General features: G+C 74.7%; 17 protein-coding genes. 9 read left to right on the top strand and 8 right to left on the bottom strand.

Annotation, left to right across the window (positions count from 1 at the left end):
* Window positions 1–90: 90 nt before the first annotated feature.
* The gene (locus BCD49_RS17335; protein WP_071041681.1) at window positions 91–801 is read left to right on the top strand and encodes an MBL fold metallo-hydrolase; all 711 of its coding nucleotides are present in this window, start codon (window positions 91–93) and stop codon (window positions 799–801) included.
* A 22-nt stretch (window positions 802–823) separates the two neighbouring features.
* Here the strand turns inward: BCD49_RS17335 and BCD49_RS17330 are convergent, their stop codons facing one another.
* Entirely contained in the window at window positions 824–2,428 is a 1,605-nt protein-coding gene (locus tag BCD49_RS17330) for a M28 family peptidase (protein WP_007517477.1), read from the bottom strand.
* 87 nt (window positions 2,429–2,515) lie between these two features.
* Window positions 2,516–3,739, bottom strand: a complete 1,224-nt coding sequence (locus tag BCD49_RS17325) for an aminotransferase class V-fold PLP-dependent enzyme (protein ID WP_007517479.1) — start codon at window positions 3,737–3,739, stop codon at window positions 2,516–2,518.
* Window positions 3,740–3,970: 231 nt separating this feature from the next.
* On the opposite strand from BCD49_RS17325, the gene BCD49_RS17320 reads away from it, so the two are divergent.
* From BCD49_RS17320 to BCD49_RS17315, 3 genes are all read left to right on the top strand, one after another.
* Window positions 3,971–4,687 (top strand): quinone oxidoreductase family protein, encoded by a 717-nt coding sequence (locus BCD49_RS17320; protein WP_007517480.1) that lies wholly within the window; start codon window positions 3,971–3,973, stop codon window positions 4,685–4,687.
* A 39-nt stretch (window positions 4,688–4,726) separates the two neighbouring features.
* A complete protein-coding gene (locus tag BCD49_RS45070) occupies window positions 4,727–4,930 on the top strand; it encodes a zinc-binding dehydrogenase (RefSeq protein ID WP_083401529.1) in 204 nt (67 codons plus the stop codon).
* 199 nt (window positions 4,931–5,129) lie between these two features.
* A complete protein-coding gene (locus tag BCD49_RS17315; protein WP_106410636.1) occupies window positions 5,130–6,218 on the top strand; it encodes a 2-dehydropantoate 2-reductase in 1,089 nt (362 codons plus the stop codon).
* A gap of 3 nt (window positions 6,219–6,221) precedes the next feature.
* Here the strand turns inward: BCD49_RS17315 and BCD49_RS17310 are convergent, their stop codons facing one another.
* Window positions 6,222–7,532 (bottom strand): L-2-hydroxyglutarate oxidase, encoded by a 1,311-nt coding sequence (locus tag BCD49_RS17310; RefSeq protein ID WP_007517484.1) that lies wholly within the window; start codon window positions 7,530–7,532, stop codon window positions 6,222–6,224.
* A 197-nt stretch (window positions 7,533–7,729) separates the two neighbouring features.
* Between BCD49_RS17310 and BCD49_RS17305 the strand changes: the two genes are divergently transcribed.
* Window positions 7,730–8,965: a GNAT family N-acetyltransferase gene (locus tag BCD49_RS17305; RefSeq protein WP_071041680.1), complete on the top strand. Its 1,236-nt coding sequence runs from the start codon at window positions 7,730–7,732 to the stop codon at window positions 8,963–8,965.
* Window positions 8,966–9,026: 61 nt separating this feature from the next.
* Here the strand turns inward: BCD49_RS17305 and fabI are convergent, their stop codons facing one another.
* From fabI to BCD49_RS17290, 3 genes are all read right to left on the bottom strand, one after another.
* On the bottom strand, window positions 9,027–9,800 hold the full coding sequence (fabI, locus tag BCD49_RS17300) for an enoyl-ACP reductase FabI (protein WP_007517486.1): 774 nt from the start codon (window positions 9,798–9,800) through the stop codon (window positions 9,027–9,029).
* Between the two features lie 213 nt (window positions 9,801–10,013).
* Window positions 10,014–11,228: a cation:proton antiporter gene (locus BCD49_RS17295; protein WP_071041679.1), complete on the bottom strand. Its 1,215-nt coding sequence runs from the start codon at window positions 11,226–11,228 to the stop codon at window positions 10,014–10,016.
* A gap of 15 nt (window positions 11,229–11,243) precedes the next feature.
* Window positions 11,244–11,726, bottom strand: a complete 483-nt coding sequence (locus BCD49_RS17290; protein ID WP_007517490.1) for a cation:proton antiporter regulatory subunit — start codon at window positions 11,724–11,726, stop codon at window positions 11,244–11,246.
* 341 nt (window positions 11,727–12,067) lie between these two features.
* On the opposite strand from BCD49_RS17290, the gene BCD49_RS17285 reads away from it, so the two are divergent.
* Window positions 12,068–12,601, top strand: a complete 534-nt coding sequence (locus tag BCD49_RS17285) for a PGPGW domain-containing protein (protein WP_007517492.1) — start codon at window positions 12,068–12,070, stop codon at window positions 12,599–12,601.
* 41 nt (window positions 12,602–12,642) lie between these two features.
* On the opposite strand, the gene BCD49_RS17280 is transcribed toward BCD49_RS17285, so the two are convergent.
* Window positions 12,643–13,014 (bottom strand): hypothetical protein, encoded by a 372-nt coding sequence (locus BCD49_RS17280; RefSeq protein WP_027141261.1) that lies wholly within the window; start codon window positions 13,012–13,014, stop codon window positions 12,643–12,645.
* On the opposite strand from BCD49_RS17280, the gene BCD49_RS45870 reads away from it, so the two are divergent.
* From BCD49_RS45870 to BCD49_RS17270, 3 genes are all read left to right on the top strand, one after another.
* Window positions 13,007–13,129 carry a hypothetical protein gene (locus BCD49_RS45870; protein ID WP_007517496.1) on the top strand — a complete coding sequence of 41 codons (123 nt, stop codon included), beginning with the start codon at window positions 13,007–13,009 and terminating at the stop codon, window positions 13,127–13,129. The genes BCD49_RS17280 and BCD49_RS45870 overlap by 8 nt on opposite strands.
* A gap of 388 nt (window positions 13,130–13,517) precedes the next feature.
* Window positions 13,518–15,350: a glycoside hydrolase family 15 protein gene (locus BCD49_RS17275; protein WP_071041678.1), complete on the top strand. Its 1,833-nt coding sequence runs from the start codon at window positions 13,518–13,520 to the stop codon at window positions 15,348–15,350.
* 172 nt (window positions 15,351–15,522) lie between these two features.
* Window positions 15,523–16,689, top strand: a complete 1,167-nt coding sequence (locus tag BCD49_RS17270; RefSeq protein ID WP_071041677.1) for a tetratricopeptide repeat protein — start codon at window positions 15,523–15,525, stop codon at window positions 16,687–16,689.
* Here BCD49_RS17270 and BCD49_RS17265 read toward each other — a convergent pair.
* Complete coding sequence (locus tag BCD49_RS17265; RefSeq protein WP_071041676.1) at window positions 16,686–19,730, bottom strand: hypothetical protein; 3,045 nt, start codon at window positions 19,728–19,730, stop codon at window positions 16,686–16,688. The genes BCD49_RS17270 and BCD49_RS17265 overlap by 4 nt on opposite strands.
* Window positions 19,731–19,864 lie beyond the last annotated feature (134 nt).

The following is a 19,864-nucleotide window of genomic DNA, read 5'->3' as shown; positions in this document are numbered from 1 at the left end:
CGGTACCTTCTCAGACGAGCGCCGCTTTGTCCGTACTGTGTCCGTCGGACGGCACCTGGCCGATCGTCGGGAACGATTAGCCTGGCGGTCATGGCCGACCGTCTTTACTTTCGCCAGCTGCTGTCGGGCCGGGACTTCGCCGCCGGCGACCCCGTCGCCGCGCAGATGGTCAACTTCTGCTACGCCATCGGGGACCGGGAGACCGGCGAGGCGGTGCTCGTCGACCCGGCGTACGCGGCGGACGACCTGCTCGGGATCCTCGAGGCCGACGGGATGCGGCTCGTCGGCATGCTCGCCACCCACCACCACCCGGACCACGTCGGCGGCAGCATGATGGGCTTCTCGCTCGCCGGGATCATGGAGGTGCTGGCCAAGGCGCCGGCGCCGGTGCACGTCCACAAGAACGAGGCCGAGTTCGTCCGGCGGGTCACCGGCGTCTCCGAGACGGACCTCGTCTCCCACGACCATGACGACACGGTCGAGGTCGGCGCGATCCCGATCCGGCTGCTGCACACCCCCGGGCACACCCCGGGCAGCCAGTGCTTCCTCGTCGACGGCCGGCTGGTCGCCGGCGACACCCTCTTCCTCGACGGCTGCGGCCRCACCGACTTCCCCGGCGGCAGCCCGGCGGACATGTACGAGAGCCTGCAGCGGCTCGCCGCCCTCCCGGACAACCCGGTCGTCTACCCGGGCCATTTCTACTCGCCGCCGCTGCGCAGCGCCTCCATGGCCGACGTCACCGCCACCAACATCGTCTACCGTCTCCGCGACCAGCAGCAGTGGCTGCGGGCCTTCGGCTGACCGGGCCGCGGCCGCCCCGAGATCACTGACGGGTGACGAGGCCCGCGCGTAGCTTCGCCGCCGTGATGCCCCGCGTCGACTCGATGACGCGGATCACGGCGCGGGCGATGGGCAGCAGGCTGTCACGGTCGACCTTGTCGAGGGTGTCGGCCTCGTCGAACAGGTACCAGGGCGCGGACAGGAACTGGACGATCGGGACACCGGCCGTGTGGTAGAAGGCGCCGTCGGACAGCGGGGCCGGGCCGAACGCGTCCGGCGCCAGCAGCATCGACCGGCCGAGCCGCTCGGCGACGAGCGCGTCGTGGACCGTCGACTCCAGCGCCGGGATCCTGCTGGTGAAGAACCAACGGGGCACGCACCGGCCGGTCGGCGCGAGCCGGCCGTCGCGCTCGGCGATGTCGCGGGCGGCGTGCTCCAGGTGCACCTCGAGGACGACCTTCTCCAGCTCGGCGCGGTGCTTCGCCACGTAGTCGACCAGCCCGGCACCGCCGTAGAAGTGCCCGCCGTGCAGCAGGAAGCGCATTCGATGGGGTCGGTTCGCCGCCGGAACCCGCGCCCAGTAGGCGGCCTGGGCGAGCACCATGGCGATCCCGGTGCCGTCCTCGACCGCCGACGCCCATGGCCCGTCGTGGTGCGAGCCGACCAGCACCAGCTCGTCGTCGCCCGCGGGTCCCGGCAGGTCACCGACGATGTTGTCGCTGCTGGCCGGCGCGGTGCTGGCCGCGACGTCGAGGCGGATCCGGACCGGCCCGCGGGTGAGCTGGTCAGCCAGCCACCGGCCGTCACTCCCGTTGATCCACACGCCGGGGATCGCGGTCGTGCGGCCGTTGTACGGGAAGTAGTAGCGACAGTCGTCGCCGGGGTAGTCAAGCAGCGTCCCGACGAACGCGACCGCGCCCGCCCCGACGGCCTGCTGGGCGATGCCGTCGGAACCGGCGGGCAGCGGCAGGACCTGCGTCTCACCGGCGAACGTGCCATCCGGGTCGTACACCCGCTGGGCGGAGTCCTTCGGAGCGCTCCCGAAGGTGGCGGGCAGCGCGGGCGGCAGCGCGACGACCTTGGCGTCGACCAGCGCCGCTCGCCCCGCCACGGCGCCCGGGACCGCCTCGTCGAAACGCGCGAGCTCGACGTCGAGCCCCTCGGCCGGGGCGGCGAGCGGTACCGGGAAGCACCTCAGCTCGCGCGGCGCCGCGCCCGCCGGGGTCGCCACCAGCGAGTACCGCGTCGGCTCCCACCTGGTGACCGCCACCGGTTCCGTGTGCACGTCGACCAGGCCGAGCTCGCGGAACCTCGCCGTGATGAACCCCTCGACCCAGGTGTCGGCCGGGTAGCCGGGCCGGCGCACCCCCTGGGCCACGATCTGCTCGATCCAGCCCACCATCTCCTCGACGCCGGGCAGGGCCGGCGGCCCCGCCGCGGTCGCGGTCGCCCCCGGCGCAGGGGGCGCGCTCCCCGACCGGCACCCGGCCACGCCGGTGACCGTCGCGGCCGCGGCGGCGAGCGTCCCGCCGAGGAACTCACGCCGCCCTAGCGGCCCGCCAGTCCACCCGCCGGCGACCGCCCGCTCCCGCGCCGGCGACCGCGCCGCGTCCCCGTTCCCGTCCGGGGCCTCTCGGTGCCTGACCATCGCCGCGCCTCCTGTGTCCCTTGACCATTTCCGTGGATCTTCGGGGAAGGCCCCGCCGAACGCCAGCCGGCCGGCACACCTCTTCGGCTAGGGCGCGGGCCGGGTGGTGACGCGTTCCAGGGCCTCGGCGAACCGGTCGAGATCGGCGAGGGTGCTGTAGACGTGGGGGCTCACGCGCAGCGCCGGGACCGCGTCACGGGCCCGGGTCTCGTCGATGGCGGTGGCGAGGACGTTCTCCTCGCGCTGGAGCCGGCCGCGGACGGCCGCCGGGTCGACGCCGGAGGGCGGCCGGAGGGTGACGATCCCGGACGGGGAATCGAGGTCCTCGCCGAGCCGCCAGCCCGCGACCGCGTCGAGCCGCCGACGGGCCGCCCCGCCCAGCGCCTGAACGCGGGCGCGCACCCGCTCCGGGCCCGCCTCGACGTGCTCGGCCAGTGCGACCGCGAGCCCTACCCGGGCCGCGACCGGCGCCTCGCCGACGTCGAACCTGCCGACACCCCCGAACGCGACCAGCCGCCCGCCGCCCGGGGCAACTGGGTCGGGCTCCCAGCGGGCCGTGTACCCCGTCGGGGCGGGCACGCCGAGCCGGTCGACGAAGTCGGGCCGCACGGCCAGGAAGCCGACGCCGCGCGGGCCACACAGCCATTTGCGTGACGTTCCGACGTAGGCCGAGACGCCGCCGGTGGCGCCGGCGGCGGCCACGTCGACCTGGCCGAGCGACTGCGCGACGTCGAGCAGCATCGGTACCTCGGCGTCCCGGCACAGCGCGGCCACCGCCGCGGTCGGCTGGACGAGGCCCCGCTGGCTCGGTATCTCGGGGAACGTCACCAGGTCCAGCCGGTCCAGCGCTGCCGGACCGTCACCTTGGCGGAGACGGTCGACGTCGATCCGGCCGTCGGGGAGCACCGGCAGGTCGACGAGTTCCAGGCCGTCGCGCAGCGCGCGGGCGCGCAGCGCCAGCAGGTTCGAGGAGAAGTCGCTCGGCACGATCCCGACCCGCCCGCCCGGCGGCAGCGGCCAGGCGTCCAGCAGCGCGGTGAATCCCGAGGTCGCGCAGTGATGGAAGGCGACGTCGGCCCCGGTGAGCGTCGGGTCGAGCAGCCCGGCCAGGGCCGACCGCGCCGCGGCGAGGCGTTCGGCCGCGCCTTCCTGGGCGCCGTACGAGCCGAGCGTCGCCTCGGCCGCCAGATGCGTCGCCTGCGCGTCGACGACGGCCTGGCTCGTCGCGCCCGCCGCGGCCGCGTCCAGATGGACCACCGCCAGGCCGTCGCGGGCCGCCCGCCATCGCCGGCCCAGCTCGGGCGAGGGCACCGGTTCCTCGCCGCCCGTGTTCGTCCCGCCAGGGGATTCCGCCCCGCCGGCGGCCCCCGCCCTGTCATCAACTACGTCGGTCACAGTGCCAGAGTGGCATCCGACGGCCAGTCCCAGGAGGGGACGACCAGGGTTCTCGGCGCCCGGCTCGGTGAGGTTCCCCTCGTCGCACGCAGGCGGCCGGGTGGGCCGCGGCGGCGAGCCGCCCGGCCAGGAGAGAGGCGCGCGGCGATGAGCGACGGGGTGACGACGAGGGCTGTCCGGCTGGTGGCGGTCGGGGAGCCACTACAGGTCGTGGAGGACCTCTGGCTGCCAGCCCCGGGGGACGGCGAGGTGCTCGTCCGCGTCGACCACGCGGGCGTCAACCCGATCGACACCTATGCCGCCGTCGGGACCGTCGGCGACACCGCCCGGCTGCCGCGGACCATCGGCGTCGAGGGCACGGGGACCGTCGACGGCACCCGCGTCGTCGTCACGGGCTCCGGTGTGGGGCTCCTGCGGGACGGCACCTGGGCCGACGCGGTCGTCGCGCCGCGCGACGCCGTCATCGAGGTGCCGGCGGAGCTGGACCCGGCGCAGGCGGGCGCGCTCGGCACGGTGGCGGTGACCGCGTACGAGTCGTTGCACGCGCTCGGCAAGGTCACCTCGGATGACCGCGTGCTGGTGCTCGGCGCCGGCGGCGGGGTCGGTGTCGTCGCCGTCCAGCTCGCGAAGATCGCCGGGGCGAGCGTCGTCGGGCAGGTCGGGTCGGCGGCCAAGGCGGCCGCGGTGGCGGCGCTCGGCGCGGACCGGGTGGTGGTGGCGGGGGCGGAAGACCTGGTCGCGAAGGTCGGCGACCTCCGTCCGACGCTCGTCATCGACCCGCTGGGCGGTGGTTTCACCCCGGGCGCGGTGGAGCTCGCGGCGATCGGCGGCCGGATCGTCATCCTCGGCGTCTCGGCCGGCTAGGACGTCTCCTTCCCCGGCCGGACCTTCTACCGCAAGGGACTGAGTCTGCTCGGCTACGCGGGCCTGGTCACGACCCCCGAGCGGCGCGCCGCCGCCGTACGCGCCGTCGCCGCGGACATCATCGCCGGCCGGCTGCGGATCCCCGTCGACGAGGTCGTCCCGCTCGCCCGCTTCGACGACGCCGTCGCCCGCCTGCGCGCCCGTTCCGTCCTCGGCAAGGTCGTCCTCGCCACCCAGCGGTAGCCCACGCACAGCGAACACACGGCCGGAGCGTGTTCGCTGCGCGTGGGACGGTCGGGAGAAGCGCCCGAACGGGCCGGTGGAGTACGGAGCGGCGCAAGCGGGTCCGACCTGGGTGGAAGCGGTCGCAGTGTGGCAGAACACCGCCGGTGGTGAGCCGGTCCGGTGGCCGGTGCGGGTCGGGGTCGGGCAGTCTCGTGGCATGGCCGATTCCGCGGCGGCCTCGGCGCTGCCCGCCCGTCACGATGTTCCGGGCCACGCCGAGCCGGGCGAGCGGCCCTCGCGCGCCCGGGCGGGGATCGTGGCGCCGCCGGGGCCGGAGATGGACTTCGTCACCGGCCGGGTCGCGCGGCCGATGCCGCCGCGGGCGGGGACGCCGCCCGCCCGGGTCGCCGTCATCGGGGCCGGCGCCGTCGGTGGCTACTTCGCGGCCCGGGCCGCCGCGGCCGGCGCCGAGGTGTGGCTGTGCGTCCGCCGCCCGTTCGACCGGCTGGTCGTCGTCTCCACCGGGGCGGACGGCGGCGACGTCGAGACCGAGGTGCCGGCCGAGGTGGTCACCGACCCGGCGGTGCTGCCCACATACGGGTTCGACTGGGTACTGCTCGCCACCAAGGCCCACCAGATCCCGGCCGTGGCGCCGTGGCTCGCCGCGACCGTCGGGCCGGGAACCGGCGTCGCCGTGCTGCAGAACGGGGTCCGCCACGCCGAGCGGGTCGCCGCGTTCGCGCATCCCGAACAGGTGCTGCCCGCCGTCGTCTACATCAACGCCGAGGCGGAGCGGCCGGGCGTGGTCCGCCACCGCGCCGGCGGCGTGCTCCAGGTGCCCGACGTCCAGCTGGCCGAAAGGCTGGCCGAACGGGTCTTCCAGGGCGGGGAGATCCGCCTCACCGACGACTTCGCCACCGCGGCCTGGACGAAGCTGTGCGTCAACAGCGCCGCGAACACCGTGACGACGCTGACCGGGCGCCGCCTGGAGGTGCTCCGGCGTGACGACGTCGCCCGGCTCGCGCTCGCGATCATGGCGGAGACGGTCGCGGTCGCCCACGCCGACGGCGCCGAGGTGCCCGACGGGCTGCCGGAGTTCACCGTGCGCCGGCTGCGCGGCCAGCCGCCCGGCGCGGGCACGTCCATGCTCTACGACCGGATCGCCGGCCGCCGCCTCGAGCACGAGGAGCTGATCGGCGCCGTCGTCCGCATCGGCGCGGAGCACGGCATCCCCACCCCGACCTGCCGGACCGTCCTCCCCCTGCTCGCCGCCATCAGCGACGGCGGCGGGGAGGCGGTGGGGTAGCCGTCAGTCGGTGGGGTGGGTCGAGTCGGTCTGGGGCTCCGGGACGAGCTTGGCGACGATGTACTCGGCGATCGCCAGCGACGCCGTCGCGCCGGGCGACGGGGCGTTGCGGACGTGCAGGACGCGGCCGTGGTGGGCGAGCACGAAGTCGTCGACGAGGCTGCCGTCCCGGGCGACGGCCTGCGCCCGCACCCCGGCCGGCCCGCGCACGACGTCCGCGGCGGACAGCTCCGGCACGTACCGGCGCGCCTCGGCGACGAACGCCCGCTTGCTGGCGGTGCGCAGCATCTCCTTCGCGCCGGTCTTCCAGTGCGCCTTGGCCAGCTTGCGCATGCCGGGCCAGGCGAGCGTCTCCCGCAGGTCGCCGCCCTTGACGGTGCCGACGGTGTAGCCCTCGCGGGCGGTGGCGAGCACCGCGTTCGGGCCGACGAGCACCTCGCCGTCGACCCGCTTGGTCAGGTGGATCCCGAGGAACGGGTAGCGCGGGTCGGGCACCGGGTAGATCAGCCCGCGGACGAGGTCGCGCCGCTCGGGGCGCAGCAGCCAGTAGTCGCCGCGGAACGGGATGATCCGGGGCGACGGGTCCTCACCGGTGAGCCGGGCGACCTGGTCGGACTGCAGCCCGGCACACGAGACCAGCAGGTCGAACGGGCCGACCTGCTCGGTCACCTCGCGCAGCTCGCCCTTCGCGGCGGCGCTCTCGCCGTCGGGGTGGTGCCCGTTCGGCGTCACCGGCGCGGTGCCGCGCACCCGCAGCCGCAGCCACACCCCGTCGGTCTTCTCCTCGATGCCGACGACCTCGGCGCCGGTGCGCACCGTGCCGCCGGCGTCCTGGACGTCGGCGCGCAGCGCCCGGCAGACCGCCGGGTAGTCGACGATCGCCGTCGTGGGGGAGTGCAGCGCGGCGACGCCGCGCGCGTGCGGCTCGATCTTGCGCAGCCCGTCGCCGTCGAGCCATTCGCAGCGCGGCACGCCGTTCGCCTCGGCCCGGCGGGCGATCTCCTTGAGCCTGTCGATCTCGGTCTCGTCGACCGCGACGACGACCTTGCCGCACTCGTCGTAGCGGATGTCGCGCGCCTCGACGTACTCGCGCAGCAGGCCGACGCCGCGCCGGCACAGCGTCGCCTTCAGCGAGCCGGGCGTGTAGTAAAGCCCGGCGTGCACCACCCCGCTGTTGCGGCCGGTCTGGTGGCGGGCGATGTCCTGCTCTTTCTCGAAGACGGTCACCGCGGCCGACGGATCCACCTGCTCGAGACGCCTGGCCACCGCCAGCCCCAGGATCCCGCCGCCGACCACCGCGATACGTCCCGCCACCTGTCGCCGCCTCCGTTTCGCGAGCCCCACCCGGCCTCGACGTCGTCCAGTATCCAGGCCCGGCCGTCCGGCCTGGTCCGCAGGTCCCGTGCTTGCCCGGCTGTTCCAGGAATCTCCCGTGACGGCCGGCACCGGACAGGCGAGGATGCCTGGGCCGGCAGGCGGTGGCGGACGGCCGGCCGGCGGAGGGAGAGCCAGTGAGCGGGCACGAGGTGCGGGTCCTCGAACCGGCGGAGCGGCCCGCGGCGGTGGAGGTGTTCCACACGGCGCTGGTCGCGATGACCAGGCGCACCTACTTCACCCCCGAGGACCCGCACGGCGACGCGTACTTCGAGAAGGGACGCCTGTTCGGCGCCTTCGTCGACGGCCAGCTCGTCGGCACCACCGACGGGTTCACCGGCTGGCTCGCGGTCCCCGGCGGCCGGCGCCTGCCGCACACCGCCGTCACCGGGGTGGGCGTGCTGCCGACGCACACCCGTCGCGGCCTGCTCACCGCGCTCATGCGCGCCCAGCTCGCCGACGCCGCCGCCCGCGGCGACGCGGTCGCCACGCTGCGGGCCAGCGAGGCGACGATCTACKGGCGGTTCGGGTACGGCCTGGCGACCCAGACGGGACGGGCCGTGGTGACGAGGGCCAGGGCGCGCTGGTGCCCGACGGCCCCGCGCGGCGGCCCGGTGCGCCTGGTCGACCCGGTCGAGTCCTGGGACCTGCTCGCCCGGATCCACGAGAGACTGCCGGCGCACCAGCCGGGCGCCATCGGCCGCCCCGGCCTGTGGTGGAACGTGGGGCTGCGGCGACTGCGGGACCACGACCGCCCGTCCTACGTGGTCGTGCACGGCGAGCCGGGCGCCGAGGACGGCTTCGCCTGCTACCACCCCGACCTGTCCACCGACTGGCACCTGGAGGGCGACCGGACGATCGTCGTCGACGACCTGGTCGCCGGCACACCCGCCGCGAGGGCCGGCCTGCTGCGCCACCTACTGCGCCTCGACCTGGTCGACAAGATCGTGATCGACGACCTGCCGCTCGACGACCCGCTGCCGGCGGCGCTGACCGACCACCGCGCCGTCCGGTTCCTCGACATCGAGGACGAGACGTGGCTGCGGCTGCTGGACGTGCCGGCGGCGCTGGCGGCCAGGACCTACCAGGGCGCCGGAAGCGTCGTCGTCGAGGTCGTCGACGACCTGCTGCCGGCGAACTCGGGCGCCTACGAGATCAGCCAGGAGGGCGCGACCCGGCTGCCCGCGTCCGCTCCGGTGCCAACCGGCCTGAGAGTCGACGTGGCCGGCCTCGGCGCGGTCTACCTGGGTGGGACGCGCTGGTGGCAGCTTGCGGCGGCCGGCCGGGCCGACGTGCGCGACCCGGCCGCACTCACGACGGCCGACGCCCTGTTCGCGACCGGCACTCTTCCTTACAGCGGCACCCGCTTCTGAGCCGGCCGGGTCCTGGCCGCGCGGTCCCGCGCGGCCAGGACCCGGCGCCCGGCGCTTCGGCCTAGGCGCCGATGGCGTGGAAGCCGCCGTCGACGTGGATGATCTCGCCGGTGGTGGCGGGGAACCACTCGGACATGAGGGCGACGCAGGCACGGGCGGCGGGCTCGGTGTCCTGCACCTCCCAGCCGAGCGGCGCCTTGTCGTCCCAGACCGCCTCGAACTTCTCGAAGCCGGGGATGCTCTTGGCGGCCATCGTGCGCAGCGGGCCGGCGGAGACCAGGTTCACCCGCACACCGCGGGGGCCGAGGTCACGGGCGAGGTAACGGGCCGCGGAGGCGAGGCCGGCCTTGGCGACACCCATCCAGTCGTAGCTCGGCCAGGCGACGGAGGCGTCGAAGTCCAGGCCGACGACGCTCGCGTGCTCGCCGAACAGCGGCAGCGTCGCCCGGGTGAGCGCGGCCAGCGACCAGGTCGACACCTGCAGCGCGACACCCACCTCCGGCCAGGCGGCGTCGACGAACGGCTTGCCGCCGAGCACCGACTCGGGCGCGAAGCCGATCGCGTGCAGCACCCCGTCGAGGCCGTCGACGTGCTCGAGGACCTTGTCGGCGAGTCCGCCGAGGTGCTCCTCGTCGGTGACGTCCAGCTCGATGACCGGGGCCTCGGTCGGCAGCCGGCGCGAGATCCGGCGGGTGAGCGACAGCCCGCGGCCGAAGCCGGTGAGCACGACGGTGGCGCCCTGCTCCTGGGCGATCCGGGCGACCGCGAACGCGATCGACGCGTCGGTCAGCACGCCGGTGACGAGAACCCGCTTGCCTTCGAGAAGTCCGCTCATGGTTGGCATCCTGCCAAAGCGGCCCACGCGGGTGACACATCCGGTGGTGCAGTGGCCGGCGCGTCGCGTGACCGACCCCCGGACGCGCTCAGCGGCAGGCGACCGTGCGGCGCGGAGGCGCGCCTCCGCGGAGGCCCGGCCCCGAGCGAAGCGAAGGGGTTGGGCCGCAGCGGAGGTCGCCGGAATGCCGTGCCCGCACGGAGCGAACCAATGTCACAACGGAGGGCCGCCGGTGGCGGCGGTGGCGGGCTTGCGGTTCAGGCGGCGCAGGCCGGCCCGGGTGATCGGCTCGACGAACCGGGCGGCGAGCGGGCCCACCACCGCCATCAGCAGCACGTAGCTGGCGGCGAGCGGCCCGAGCCGCGGGCTGACCCCGGCCGAGACCGCGAGCCCGGCGATGACGATCGAGAACTCGCCGCGGGCCACCAGCGCGGCGCCCGCGCGGAACCGGCCCAGCGTCGCCACCCCGGCCCTGCGCGCCGCCCACCAGCCCGTCGCCACCTTCGTCGCCACCCCGGCGACGGCGAGCAGCGCCGCCACCCCCAGCACCGGCGGGATCTCGGCCGGGTCGGTGTGCAGGCCGAAGAACACGAAGAACACGGCGGCGAACAGGTCGCGTAGCGKGGTCAGCACCTCGCGGGCCCCCTCCGCCACCGGCCCGGACAGCGCGATGCCGACGAGGAAGGCGCCCACCGCGGCCGACACCTGCAGCCGCTGGGCGACGCCCGCGACCAGCAGCGCGAGCCCGAGCGCGCGCAGCAGGATGATCTCGTCGTTGCGCTCGGCCTTGGGGTTGAACACGAGCCGGGTGACCTTGGAGCTGTGGCGCAGCGCGACGAACAGCACCGCGACCAGGGTGCCGAGCGCGATGGCGAGCGTGAGTGAGCCGCGCGCGATCGTCTGGTGGGCGAGCAGCGCGGTGACGATCGGCAGGTAGACGGCCATCGCCAGGTCCTCGATCACCAGGACCGACAGCACCACCGGGGTCTCCCGGTTGCCGAGCCGGCCGAGGTCGCCGAGGACCTTCGCGATGATCCCGGACGAGGAGATCGCGGTGACGCCGCCCATCACCACCGCGGCGGTACCGCCCCAGCCGAGCAGGAAGGCCGCGGCGACGCCGGGCATGGCGTTGAGCAGGAGGTCGACGGCGCCCGCCGGGGCCTGTCTGCGCAGTCCGTGGATCAGCTCGTCGGCGGTGTACTCCAGGCCGAGGGTGAGCAGGAGCAGGACCACGCCGATCTCGGCGCCGGTCTTGATGAACTCCTCGCTGGCGACCAGCGGCAGCAGCCCGCCCTTGCCGAAGGCGAGCCCGGCGACGAGGTAGAAGGGGATCGGGGAGATCCCGACCATGCTGGCGAGGTGCCCGATGACGCCGAGGCAGAACAGGACCCCGCCCAGCTCGATGAAAATCGAAGCGGTGTGTTCCATACCGTTGTCCCGCCGTCAACCAGTGCGGAACAGCTCGGCGACGGCGGCGGTGTTGTCCGGCGTCCCGACGACCACGACGACGTCGTCCGGCTCGAACCGGAAGTCCGGCCGGGGCGAGGCGAGCACCTCATGGTCACGCACGACGGCCACGATCGAGGCGCCGGTGCGGGTACGAGCCTGGGTGTCGCCCAGCAGCCCGCCGGCGTACGGCGACTCCGGCGCGATTTTGATCTGTTCGCCGACCAGGCCCGCGAACACCTTGCTCAGGTCGGCGAGCTTCTCCACGATGTGCGGCGCGCCGAGCAGCTCCGACAGCGCGTCGCTCTCCTCGGCGGTGAGCGTGAGTGACTCGGCGACCGAGTCCGGGTCGTCGGCGTCGTAGATCACCAGGTCGCGCCGCCCCTTGTGCCGCGACACGACGCCGACCCGCCGCCCGCCACGGGTGTTGAACTCGTGCCGCAGCCCGATCCCGGGAAGCGCGGTCTCCTCGATGTCCACGATAGGGGCCTTTCGTCGCCTGTCGTCGGTCAGAGCCGCGAGATCGACGGCTGCCGGCTCGGCGTCCGCTGACGACCCCCGCTCCCGCGCCGGCCGAGGCCGGTAGCCAGGCGGCCAAGTTATTGGGTCGCCCACGGCCACACTAACTGGTCCCTGCCTGGCTCAACCGGCCCGCRCCGGGAGCGATCCCCCCACTCCGGCCGACCCCRCCTGGGCTGGACGAGTCGGGAAGGCGACGGCGACCGCGGTCACGAATGCGCCGCGGGCCAACTTCTACCAGGCAGTATGAGGTCAGGGCGTCGGGGGAAGGACGCGTCGAAAGCAGGAGGGAGCCACCAGTCGTGCTCAGGTCGCCAGCCCGCCTGCTACGGCGGATCGCACTGACAGTGTTCGGTGTCGCCGTCCTCGGTCTTGGCGCGGCGATGCTCGTGCTGCCGGGGCCGGGTTTCCTCGTCGTCGCGCTCGGCTTCTTCATCCTCGGCCTGGAGTACGACTGGGCGCGGACCCGCTTCGAGTCCGCCCGGCAGAAGGCCGCCGACCTGGCCGACCTCGCGGCGTCGCGGGTCTGGTCGACGGCCGGCTCGATCCTGTTCGGGATCGCGATGGTGGCCGCCGGCATCCTCTGGATCATCTACGACGACCTGCCTGGCTCGTCGGCCTGGAGCGGTGGCAGCGTGATCTTCGGCGGCCTGGCCGTGCTGGCCACGATCATCGTCAGCCTCTGGCAGGCCAAGCAGGCCCGCGAGTCGGGCCAGCCCACCCCGGCCGAGGTACTGGAAGCTCGCCGCGACGCCGCCGAGGACACCCCCGCCGACGGCGCGCACGGCGCGCACGACGAGCCCGCTCCCGCTGCCTCCCGCCCAGCCGACCGCTGACACGGTGGCCGCCCTGCTGGCGCTGTGTCACTAACCCTGCGCTATTGGCCCTGGGTCTCGGTGGTGATGCCGATGACTCCGGCCTGGGCCTGGACGCACTCGAACAGCTTGGCCCGGTCGGAGCTGGACGCCGTGGTGAGGTTGTAGCGCAGCGGATAGGCGCGGGTGGACGCGAGGTTGTTGTCGTCCCGTGGCTCCTGGATGGCGCCGCCGACGGTCGGGCAGGCGGCGCGGACCGCCTCCTTCTGCGCGTCGGTCGTCTCCGCCTTGAAGACGACGACCGCCTCGACGGTCGGCGGGGGCCCGTCGACGACCGCGTACACCCCGAACACCACGATCCCGACCAGCGCGATCAGCCCGAGCACGACCGCGGGCCGTCGGCGCCGGTCGAGCAGGTAACGCCGCGTGCTCACCCACGCCGACGGCTTCGGTGGCCGTGGCCGTGGCACTGGCGCGGCACTGGCGACCGCGGCGTTCGTCGGCGACGTGCCGCCGGCCGTCGAGGGCCCCGTGCTGTCGGATTGGTGATCCGGCCACGCCAGTGGGTCCGGGGATGGTGCAATCTGTAGGGCCGTTGGAGCTTCGGAAACCGGCGAGGGGGCCGTTCCGGGAACCGGCTCCGGTGCTGGGGGGCTTGCGGTCACGTCGAGGAATCCCTGTCGGGTTGGGACATCAAATCTGGTCCGGCCCACGCGAGGACTACTCGGTTGGGCCATACCCCCAACCTAGCCCGCAGGTCGGGCTCGTAATCTGTACCGCCTTGTGAGGCCCACAGCGGCCTCCTGACGCCGCCCATCGCCGCGCGGCACCAGAACCTCCTGAACACCCCGGCGGAGCCCGCCCGGTGCAAGCGCGCGTTCGTCGTCCGCGTTGCGCCGGGCCCCGGGCGATGCCGCACATCGCGCTAGGAGCAGTAGTGGCATCCCTCATCGAGGACTACGCGCTGATCGGCGACACGCACTCGGCGGCGCTCGTCTCCCGAGACGGTTCGATCGACTGGCTGTGCCTGCCCCGGATCGACTCGCCGGCGTGCTTTGCCGCGCTGCTCGGGGACGAGAACGCCGGGCACTGGAAGATCTCGCCGGTCGAGCCGGTCGTGGGCGTGACCCGCCGCTACCGCGGCGACACCCTGGTCCTCGAGACGGACATGACCACCGCCACCGGGACCGTCCGGATCACCGACGCGATGCTTCCCCGCGCCGGCACGCACGCCGTGCTGCGGCTGGTGGAGGGACTGACCGGCAGGGTACGGATGCGCAGCGAGACCCGGATCCGGTTCGACTACGGCTCGATCGTCCCGTGGGTGCGCCGCCGCGACGAGCACACCATGACCGCGACCGCCGGGCCGGACGCGGTCACGCTGCGCACCACCGCGCCGATGGAGGGCCACGACCTCGCGACCTTCGCCGAGTTCGAGGTGTCGGCCGGCCAGTCCGTCCCGTTCTCGCTGACCTGGTACCCGTCGCACCAGCCGACGCCGCCGGCGCTCGCCGTCCGCCAGCTGATCGCCCAGACCGAGGCCTGGTGGACCGACTGGATGGCCGGCTGCACCTACGACGGCCTCTACCAGTCCGCCGTGCGCCGCTCGCTGATCACCCTGAAGGCGCTCACGTTCGCTCCGACCGGCGGCATCGTCGCCGCGGTCACCACCTCGCTGCCCGAGCACATCGGCGGCGTCCGCAACTGGGACTACCGCTACTGCTGGCTGCGTGACGCGACGATCACCCTGCTGGCCCTGCTCGACGCCGGATTCACCAGCGAGGCACTGGCCTGGCGCGAGTGGCTGCTGCGCGCGGTCGCCGGCGACCCGTCCCGTGTCCAGATCATGTACGGGGTGGCGGGGGAGCGCCGGCTGCCCGAGTACGAGGTCTCCTGGCTGTCCGGCTACGAGAACTCCGCGCCGGTGCGGGTCGGCAACGCCGCCGTCGACCAGTTCCAGCTCGATGTGTACGGCGAGGTGCTCGACGCCCTGCACGTCGCCAGGATGGCCACCCAGGTCGACGGCCGGGACGACTCCTGGCCGCTGCAGGCCAAGCTGATGGACTTCCTCGAGACCGGCTGGCGCAAGCCGGACGAGGGCATCTGGGAGGTCCGCGGCCCGCGCCGGCACTTCACCCATTCCAAGGTCATGGCCTGGGTCGCCGCCGACCGCGCCGTGAAGGGCATCGTCGAGTCGGGGCTGCCGGGGCCGGTGGAGCGCTGGACGGCGCTGCGCGACGAGATCCACCGCGAGGTCTGCGGCCGTGGCTTCGACGCCGACCGCGGCACCTTCACCCAGTTCTACGGCTCGAAGGAACTCGACGCCGCGCTGCTGTACATGCCGCTGGTCGGCTTCCTGCCGGCGACGGACCCGCGCGTCGTCGGCACGGTCGCCGCGATCGAGCGCGAGCTGCTCGAGGACGGCTTCGTCAACCGGTACCCGACCGCCGAGGACGGCGCCGTCGACGGCCTGCCCGCCGGCGAGGGCGCGTTCCTGGCCTGCACGTTCTGGCTGGCGGACAACTACGCCCTGTCCGGCCGGGTCCGCGAGGCCCAGGAACTGTTCGAGCGGCTGCTCGCGCTGCGCAACGACGTGGGGCTGCTCGCCGAGGAGTACGACCCGCGCCTGGGCCGGATGACCGGTAACTTCCCACAGGCGTTCAGCCACGTCCCGCTGGTCAACACGGCCCGCACGCTCACCGACGCGCTGCGCGGCACGCCCCGCTCCCGCACCGACCGCRCCTACCCGCCCGGCCATTTCTTCGGTTAGGTCCGCTCCAGCAACGTGGCCGATGAGCGGTGGCCGGGCTGAGCCGGTGCGAACATAGCGGGTGACGTCCCGCGACACAGTCGTCGCGGGGCGTCAATACGTCAGTAACTCGTCAGAACCGGACTCCCAAGCGCCAGTGTGATCGATCCCGGCTACTACTACTCTTCCGGATATGGACGACCACGCAGGTCAGGTCGCGGCCACCGGACAGCAGCTGACCCCGCAGAACCTCGAACGGCTGGCCAAGCTGGCCAGGGAGCGTGGTGACCTCGACACCCTGCTCACGGCCCTGGACGCGTTGGTCTCGGTCAGCAGGGAGCGGGTCGCCTCGGCCACCAGCGGAGTCGCCGACCTAGGGCATCTGGCGGCCGTGCTCATCGAGCACGGCGACGCGCTGCTCGACCACGGCCGGGCGGCGCCCGCCCAGGAGAACTACGAGGAAGCGCTGCGGATCAACCGGCACCTGGCGACGGCCGACCGCAGCCCCGAGTCGGAGCACCGCCTCGGCGTCAGCCTGGAGCGCGCCGGTGCCGCGCGGGCCGCCCTCGGTGACCTGGTCGGCGCGCTGGACATCCAGACCGAGTGCCTGGCGCTGGCGCACCGGCTGCTCGCCGACGGCGGGTCCCCGGCGCCGCAGGCCCGCCAGCGGCTCGCGAACACCCTGGAGAAGATCGGCGACCTGCGTCAGCAGCAGGGCGACACCACCGCGGCGCTGGACGCCTACACCGAGGCCCTCGAGGTGCGCCGCGGGCTGCTCTCCGTCTACGGCGACGTCGCCCCGCTGCTGCGTGACATCTCCCGCGGCCTGCTCGACGTCGGCGACATGCTGCGGCTGCGCGGCGATGCCGCCGGCGCGCTGGCCCGCTACGCCGAGGGCGTGACGACGGCCCGCCGGGCGCTCGCCGTGGCCGGTGGCACCGACATCGACCCGACCGTGCCGCGGGCCCTCTTCCACTCGCTGAGCCTGGTCGGCAACATGCGCTACGACCAGGGCGACGTCGCCGGCGCGCTCGAGTCCTTCGCCGAGTCGCTGGCGCTGGTGCGCTGGCTGCGCACCGAGTACGGCGAGCACCCGACCGTGCTGCGCGACCTGTCCGTCGGGCTCGACAAGGTCGCGGGCGCCAAGGAGGCCCTCGGCGACCTGCCCGCGGCGATCGAGGGCTTCGAGGAGGCGCTGGGCGTCGAGCGGCGCCGTCACCAGATCGTCGGTGACCGCCCCGAGATCCTGCGCGACCTGGTGTGGGCGCTCGAGCAGGTCGCCCGCGTCCGCGCCGCCGGCGGCGACGCGGCCGGCGCCCAGGCCGCCGGCCGCGAGGCCCTCTCCCTGCGCGACCGCTAGCCGCCGCCGGCGGCCGCGAGCAACCGACGGGCCGTTTCGACGATGGCGGCGACCTCGACCGGCGCCTCGGGCGCGCCCGGGCCCGTGGTGACGGTCGGCCCGACCGCGGCCAGCCGGTCGCCGTGGACCCCGGCCAGGAAGCCGAGCTGGCGGGGGTCCCCGTCGACCACGGTGACCAGTGGGGCGCGAGCCCACGCCGGGAACATCTCGTCCAGGACGCCGAGCGGGCGGCCGCCGGGGGCATCGTCGTCGGCGGGGCGGGGGTGGGCGTCGCGGGCGCGCAGGGCGTCGAACAGCAGGTCCGCCGACGTCGCGACGGCCACGCCCACGCCCGCGCCGAGCTCGGCCTCCAGCTGGTCCGCCGCGACCAGCACCTCGGGCAGGACGGCGCCCATCCCGACCAGGGTGACCACCGGTCTGCGGCCGCCGTCGCGCAGCCGGTAGCCGCCGCCGAGGACGGCGGCCCGCCGGCGGGCCCGGTCGGGCGCGGCCGGCGGGACGGCGCCGAGCCGTTGGTCGACGGGCCGGGCCGACAGGCGCAGCAGGCTCGACGAACCGTCGGCCCGGCCGAGCCGGCCGAGCGCGGCCAGCAGGCACCAGGCCAGATCCTGGGCAAACGCCGGCTCGTAGCGGGTCACCTCGCCCGCGCCGGTCGCGCCGGTTGCGGACAGCGTGGCCGCGAGGCCGGCGAAGCGCCTGTCGGCGCCGGTGTCGGCGACCGCCAGCACCGACCGGCCGTCCGCGGCGCAGGCCGCCGCCCAGGCCGGGACGACCCGGCCGGCGGTGAGTTCGTCGGTCACGCCGATCGGCAGCAACGGCAGGCCCTGCCGGTTCCACGCCACGGCGAGGTTGCCCAGTACCCCGGTGAACGCGCCCGGCGAGAGCGCTCCGGCGACGTGGCGCCGCCCGCCCGCCGAGATCGTCGGTGGCTCGGTCGGGTCGGCCGCCGCCAGACCGGCATCGGGCGGCTGTCCGGAACCATCACGGCCGTCTGGGCCGTCTGGGCCGTCTGGATTGGACGGACCGTTCGGGTTGGTCGGGCCGTCTGGCCGATGGCCGGCGGTGGACCGGGACGGGGCTGGGGCGAGCCAGCCGGCGACGACGGTGTCGGCGTCCCTGGTCGAGATCGTGACGACGGCGCTGGCCGCCCGGGGCGCGAGCCAGGCGAAGCTACGTAGCAGGTCGCCGAAGGCCGCCTGAGTGGACGAAAGCCCCGCCGTCGTCCCGTTGGCCTCCAGGCCGTCGGCCGGGTCCAGGTCGGCGGGCAGGGCCGGCGGGTCCGGCGCGGGCGGCGGTGCCTGGTCCAGGTATGAGGCGACATGGGTGGCCAGCCGGCCGCCACGCGAGCCGGCGGGCGGGACGGGCTCGCCCGCGACCGTCACGGCCGAGCTCCTGGCCGTCGGCACGACCACCGCCCCCGCGTTCATCGGGCGGATGGACATGACGCCGGTGCCGCGTGCCCCGGCGCCCGAACCGCTGGCGGACACCTCGCGGACGCCCGGGTCACGGGTCCAGGCGTCGTGCGCGTGCGCGAACAGCACGGTGGGCCGGTCGGCGTCCACCTCGTCCAAGGCGTCGATCAGCAGCGCGAGGTCATGGCCACCGAGGTCGCGCAGGGCGGTGTGGATCTCGTCGTCCGTGAGGCTGTCGACCAGCCCGGCGATGCCGACCCCGCCGGCGCCCGGCCCCGCCAGGCGCCGGCGCAGCTCCGGCCCGCGGGTGACGAGCAGCTCGTGGTACTCGTCCTGGCTCATCCCGGCGAGCCGGCCGCGAAACGCCTGCCCCCCGGGGCGGCGGAACAGCCCGGCCAGCCGGCGTCCATACCGCAGGGTGAGCACCTGCCAGCCCGCGGCCTCGAACATCCGCGCCGCGCGGTCCGGGCCGGCCGGGCCGGACAGGCCCGCGCGCTCGGCGCCCTCGGACTGGGCACCCACGGCGGCGCCGGTGACCAGCACCACCCAGAGCAGCTCGCCGAGGTAGGGCGTGCGCTCGTCGGCGACGGCCTCCCAGACGGCGGCGTCGCGCAGCTCCGGGTACCGCAGGATGCAGACCGTCCGGCCGCCGGGGACGTGGTCGAAGCGGGCACCGGCGAGCCGGCGCGCGAGCGCTCCCCAGACCGTCCCGCTCGGCCCGACCGTGCCGGCTCCGGTGGCCCGCAGCGCCCGGGCCGACCGTCCCGTGGGCAGGGACAGTCTCCTGCCCCGCAGCTCCCACGGCATCGGCGAGGCCTGGATTTCCCGCCGGACCGTCGGCGTCGGTCCCGGGGCGTCGGCCGGGCGGGCGGCCTCCAGGACCTCGTGGACGGCCGCCAGCAGCGGCACGGCGTGCGGGGTGACGCTGACCCGGTCCTCGGTGCGCAGCGAGTCGAACCAGAGCACGGTGGCGACGGACGACGCGGCGGACGTCAGCGAGCGACGCTGGTCGGCCACCTGCTGGCTCATCTCGCCGCGGCGCGTCGCGACCTCGACGCTCTCGGTGGCGATCGCGCGCAGCCGGTCCTCGATCTCGGCGAGCGCGGCGAGGTCGAGCACGCCGCCTGGCGGACCGGGCACGATCGCTCCCGGCTCCAGCGACCGCGCCGACGGCGGGGCTGGGGGTGGGAGCGGCACGGGCGGTCCCAGCGCGGCGCCGGCTTCCGCCGAACCGTTCCACGGCCGTGGTCGCCCCTCCGGCGCCCGCGACGGCGACGGTTCCGGACCGGCGGGCTKCCGATCCGGGCGGATCGGCTGCTGCCAGGGGGCAGCCAGGCCGCCCTGGGCGTCAGCGGCGCGGTTCTCGTGCGGCCGGGGTGGCCGGGATGGCCGGGGTGGTGGGCGTCGTGGGCGGGCCGGCATCGGGACCTGGGCCGGTGAGTACACCTCCCGAGCCGCGTCGCCCGAGTCGGAGGCGACGCTCCGGTCCGTGGCCTCGCCGCCCGGCCGGTCCGCGACGGCCGCCTCGTCCGCTGGCAGGCCGGCGGCCGTGAGCCGCTGCCCCTGCCCTGGTGAGTGGTCCGGCCGCTCGGGCGACTCGTAGGAACGCTCCCGCGGCCGGTATTCCACGTGGCGTATCCCCGGCCTGTACACCACCGGCCCCCAACCGATTAACGATCTACAACTGGTCGTCGGAGTGCCGTCGAAACGGCGGTCGGGCCGGGGAACCGAAGTCCTCCCGGCAGGAGCCCTGAACCTCGCTG

It is taken from the genome of Pseudofrankia sp. EUN1h, assembly GCF_001854645.1.
Taxonomy (GTDB): Bacteria; Actinomycetota; Actinomycetes; order Frankiales; family Frankiaceae; genus Pseudofrankia; species Pseudofrankia saprophytica.
This window is presented reverse-complemented; position numbering and strand designations above follow the sequence as displayed.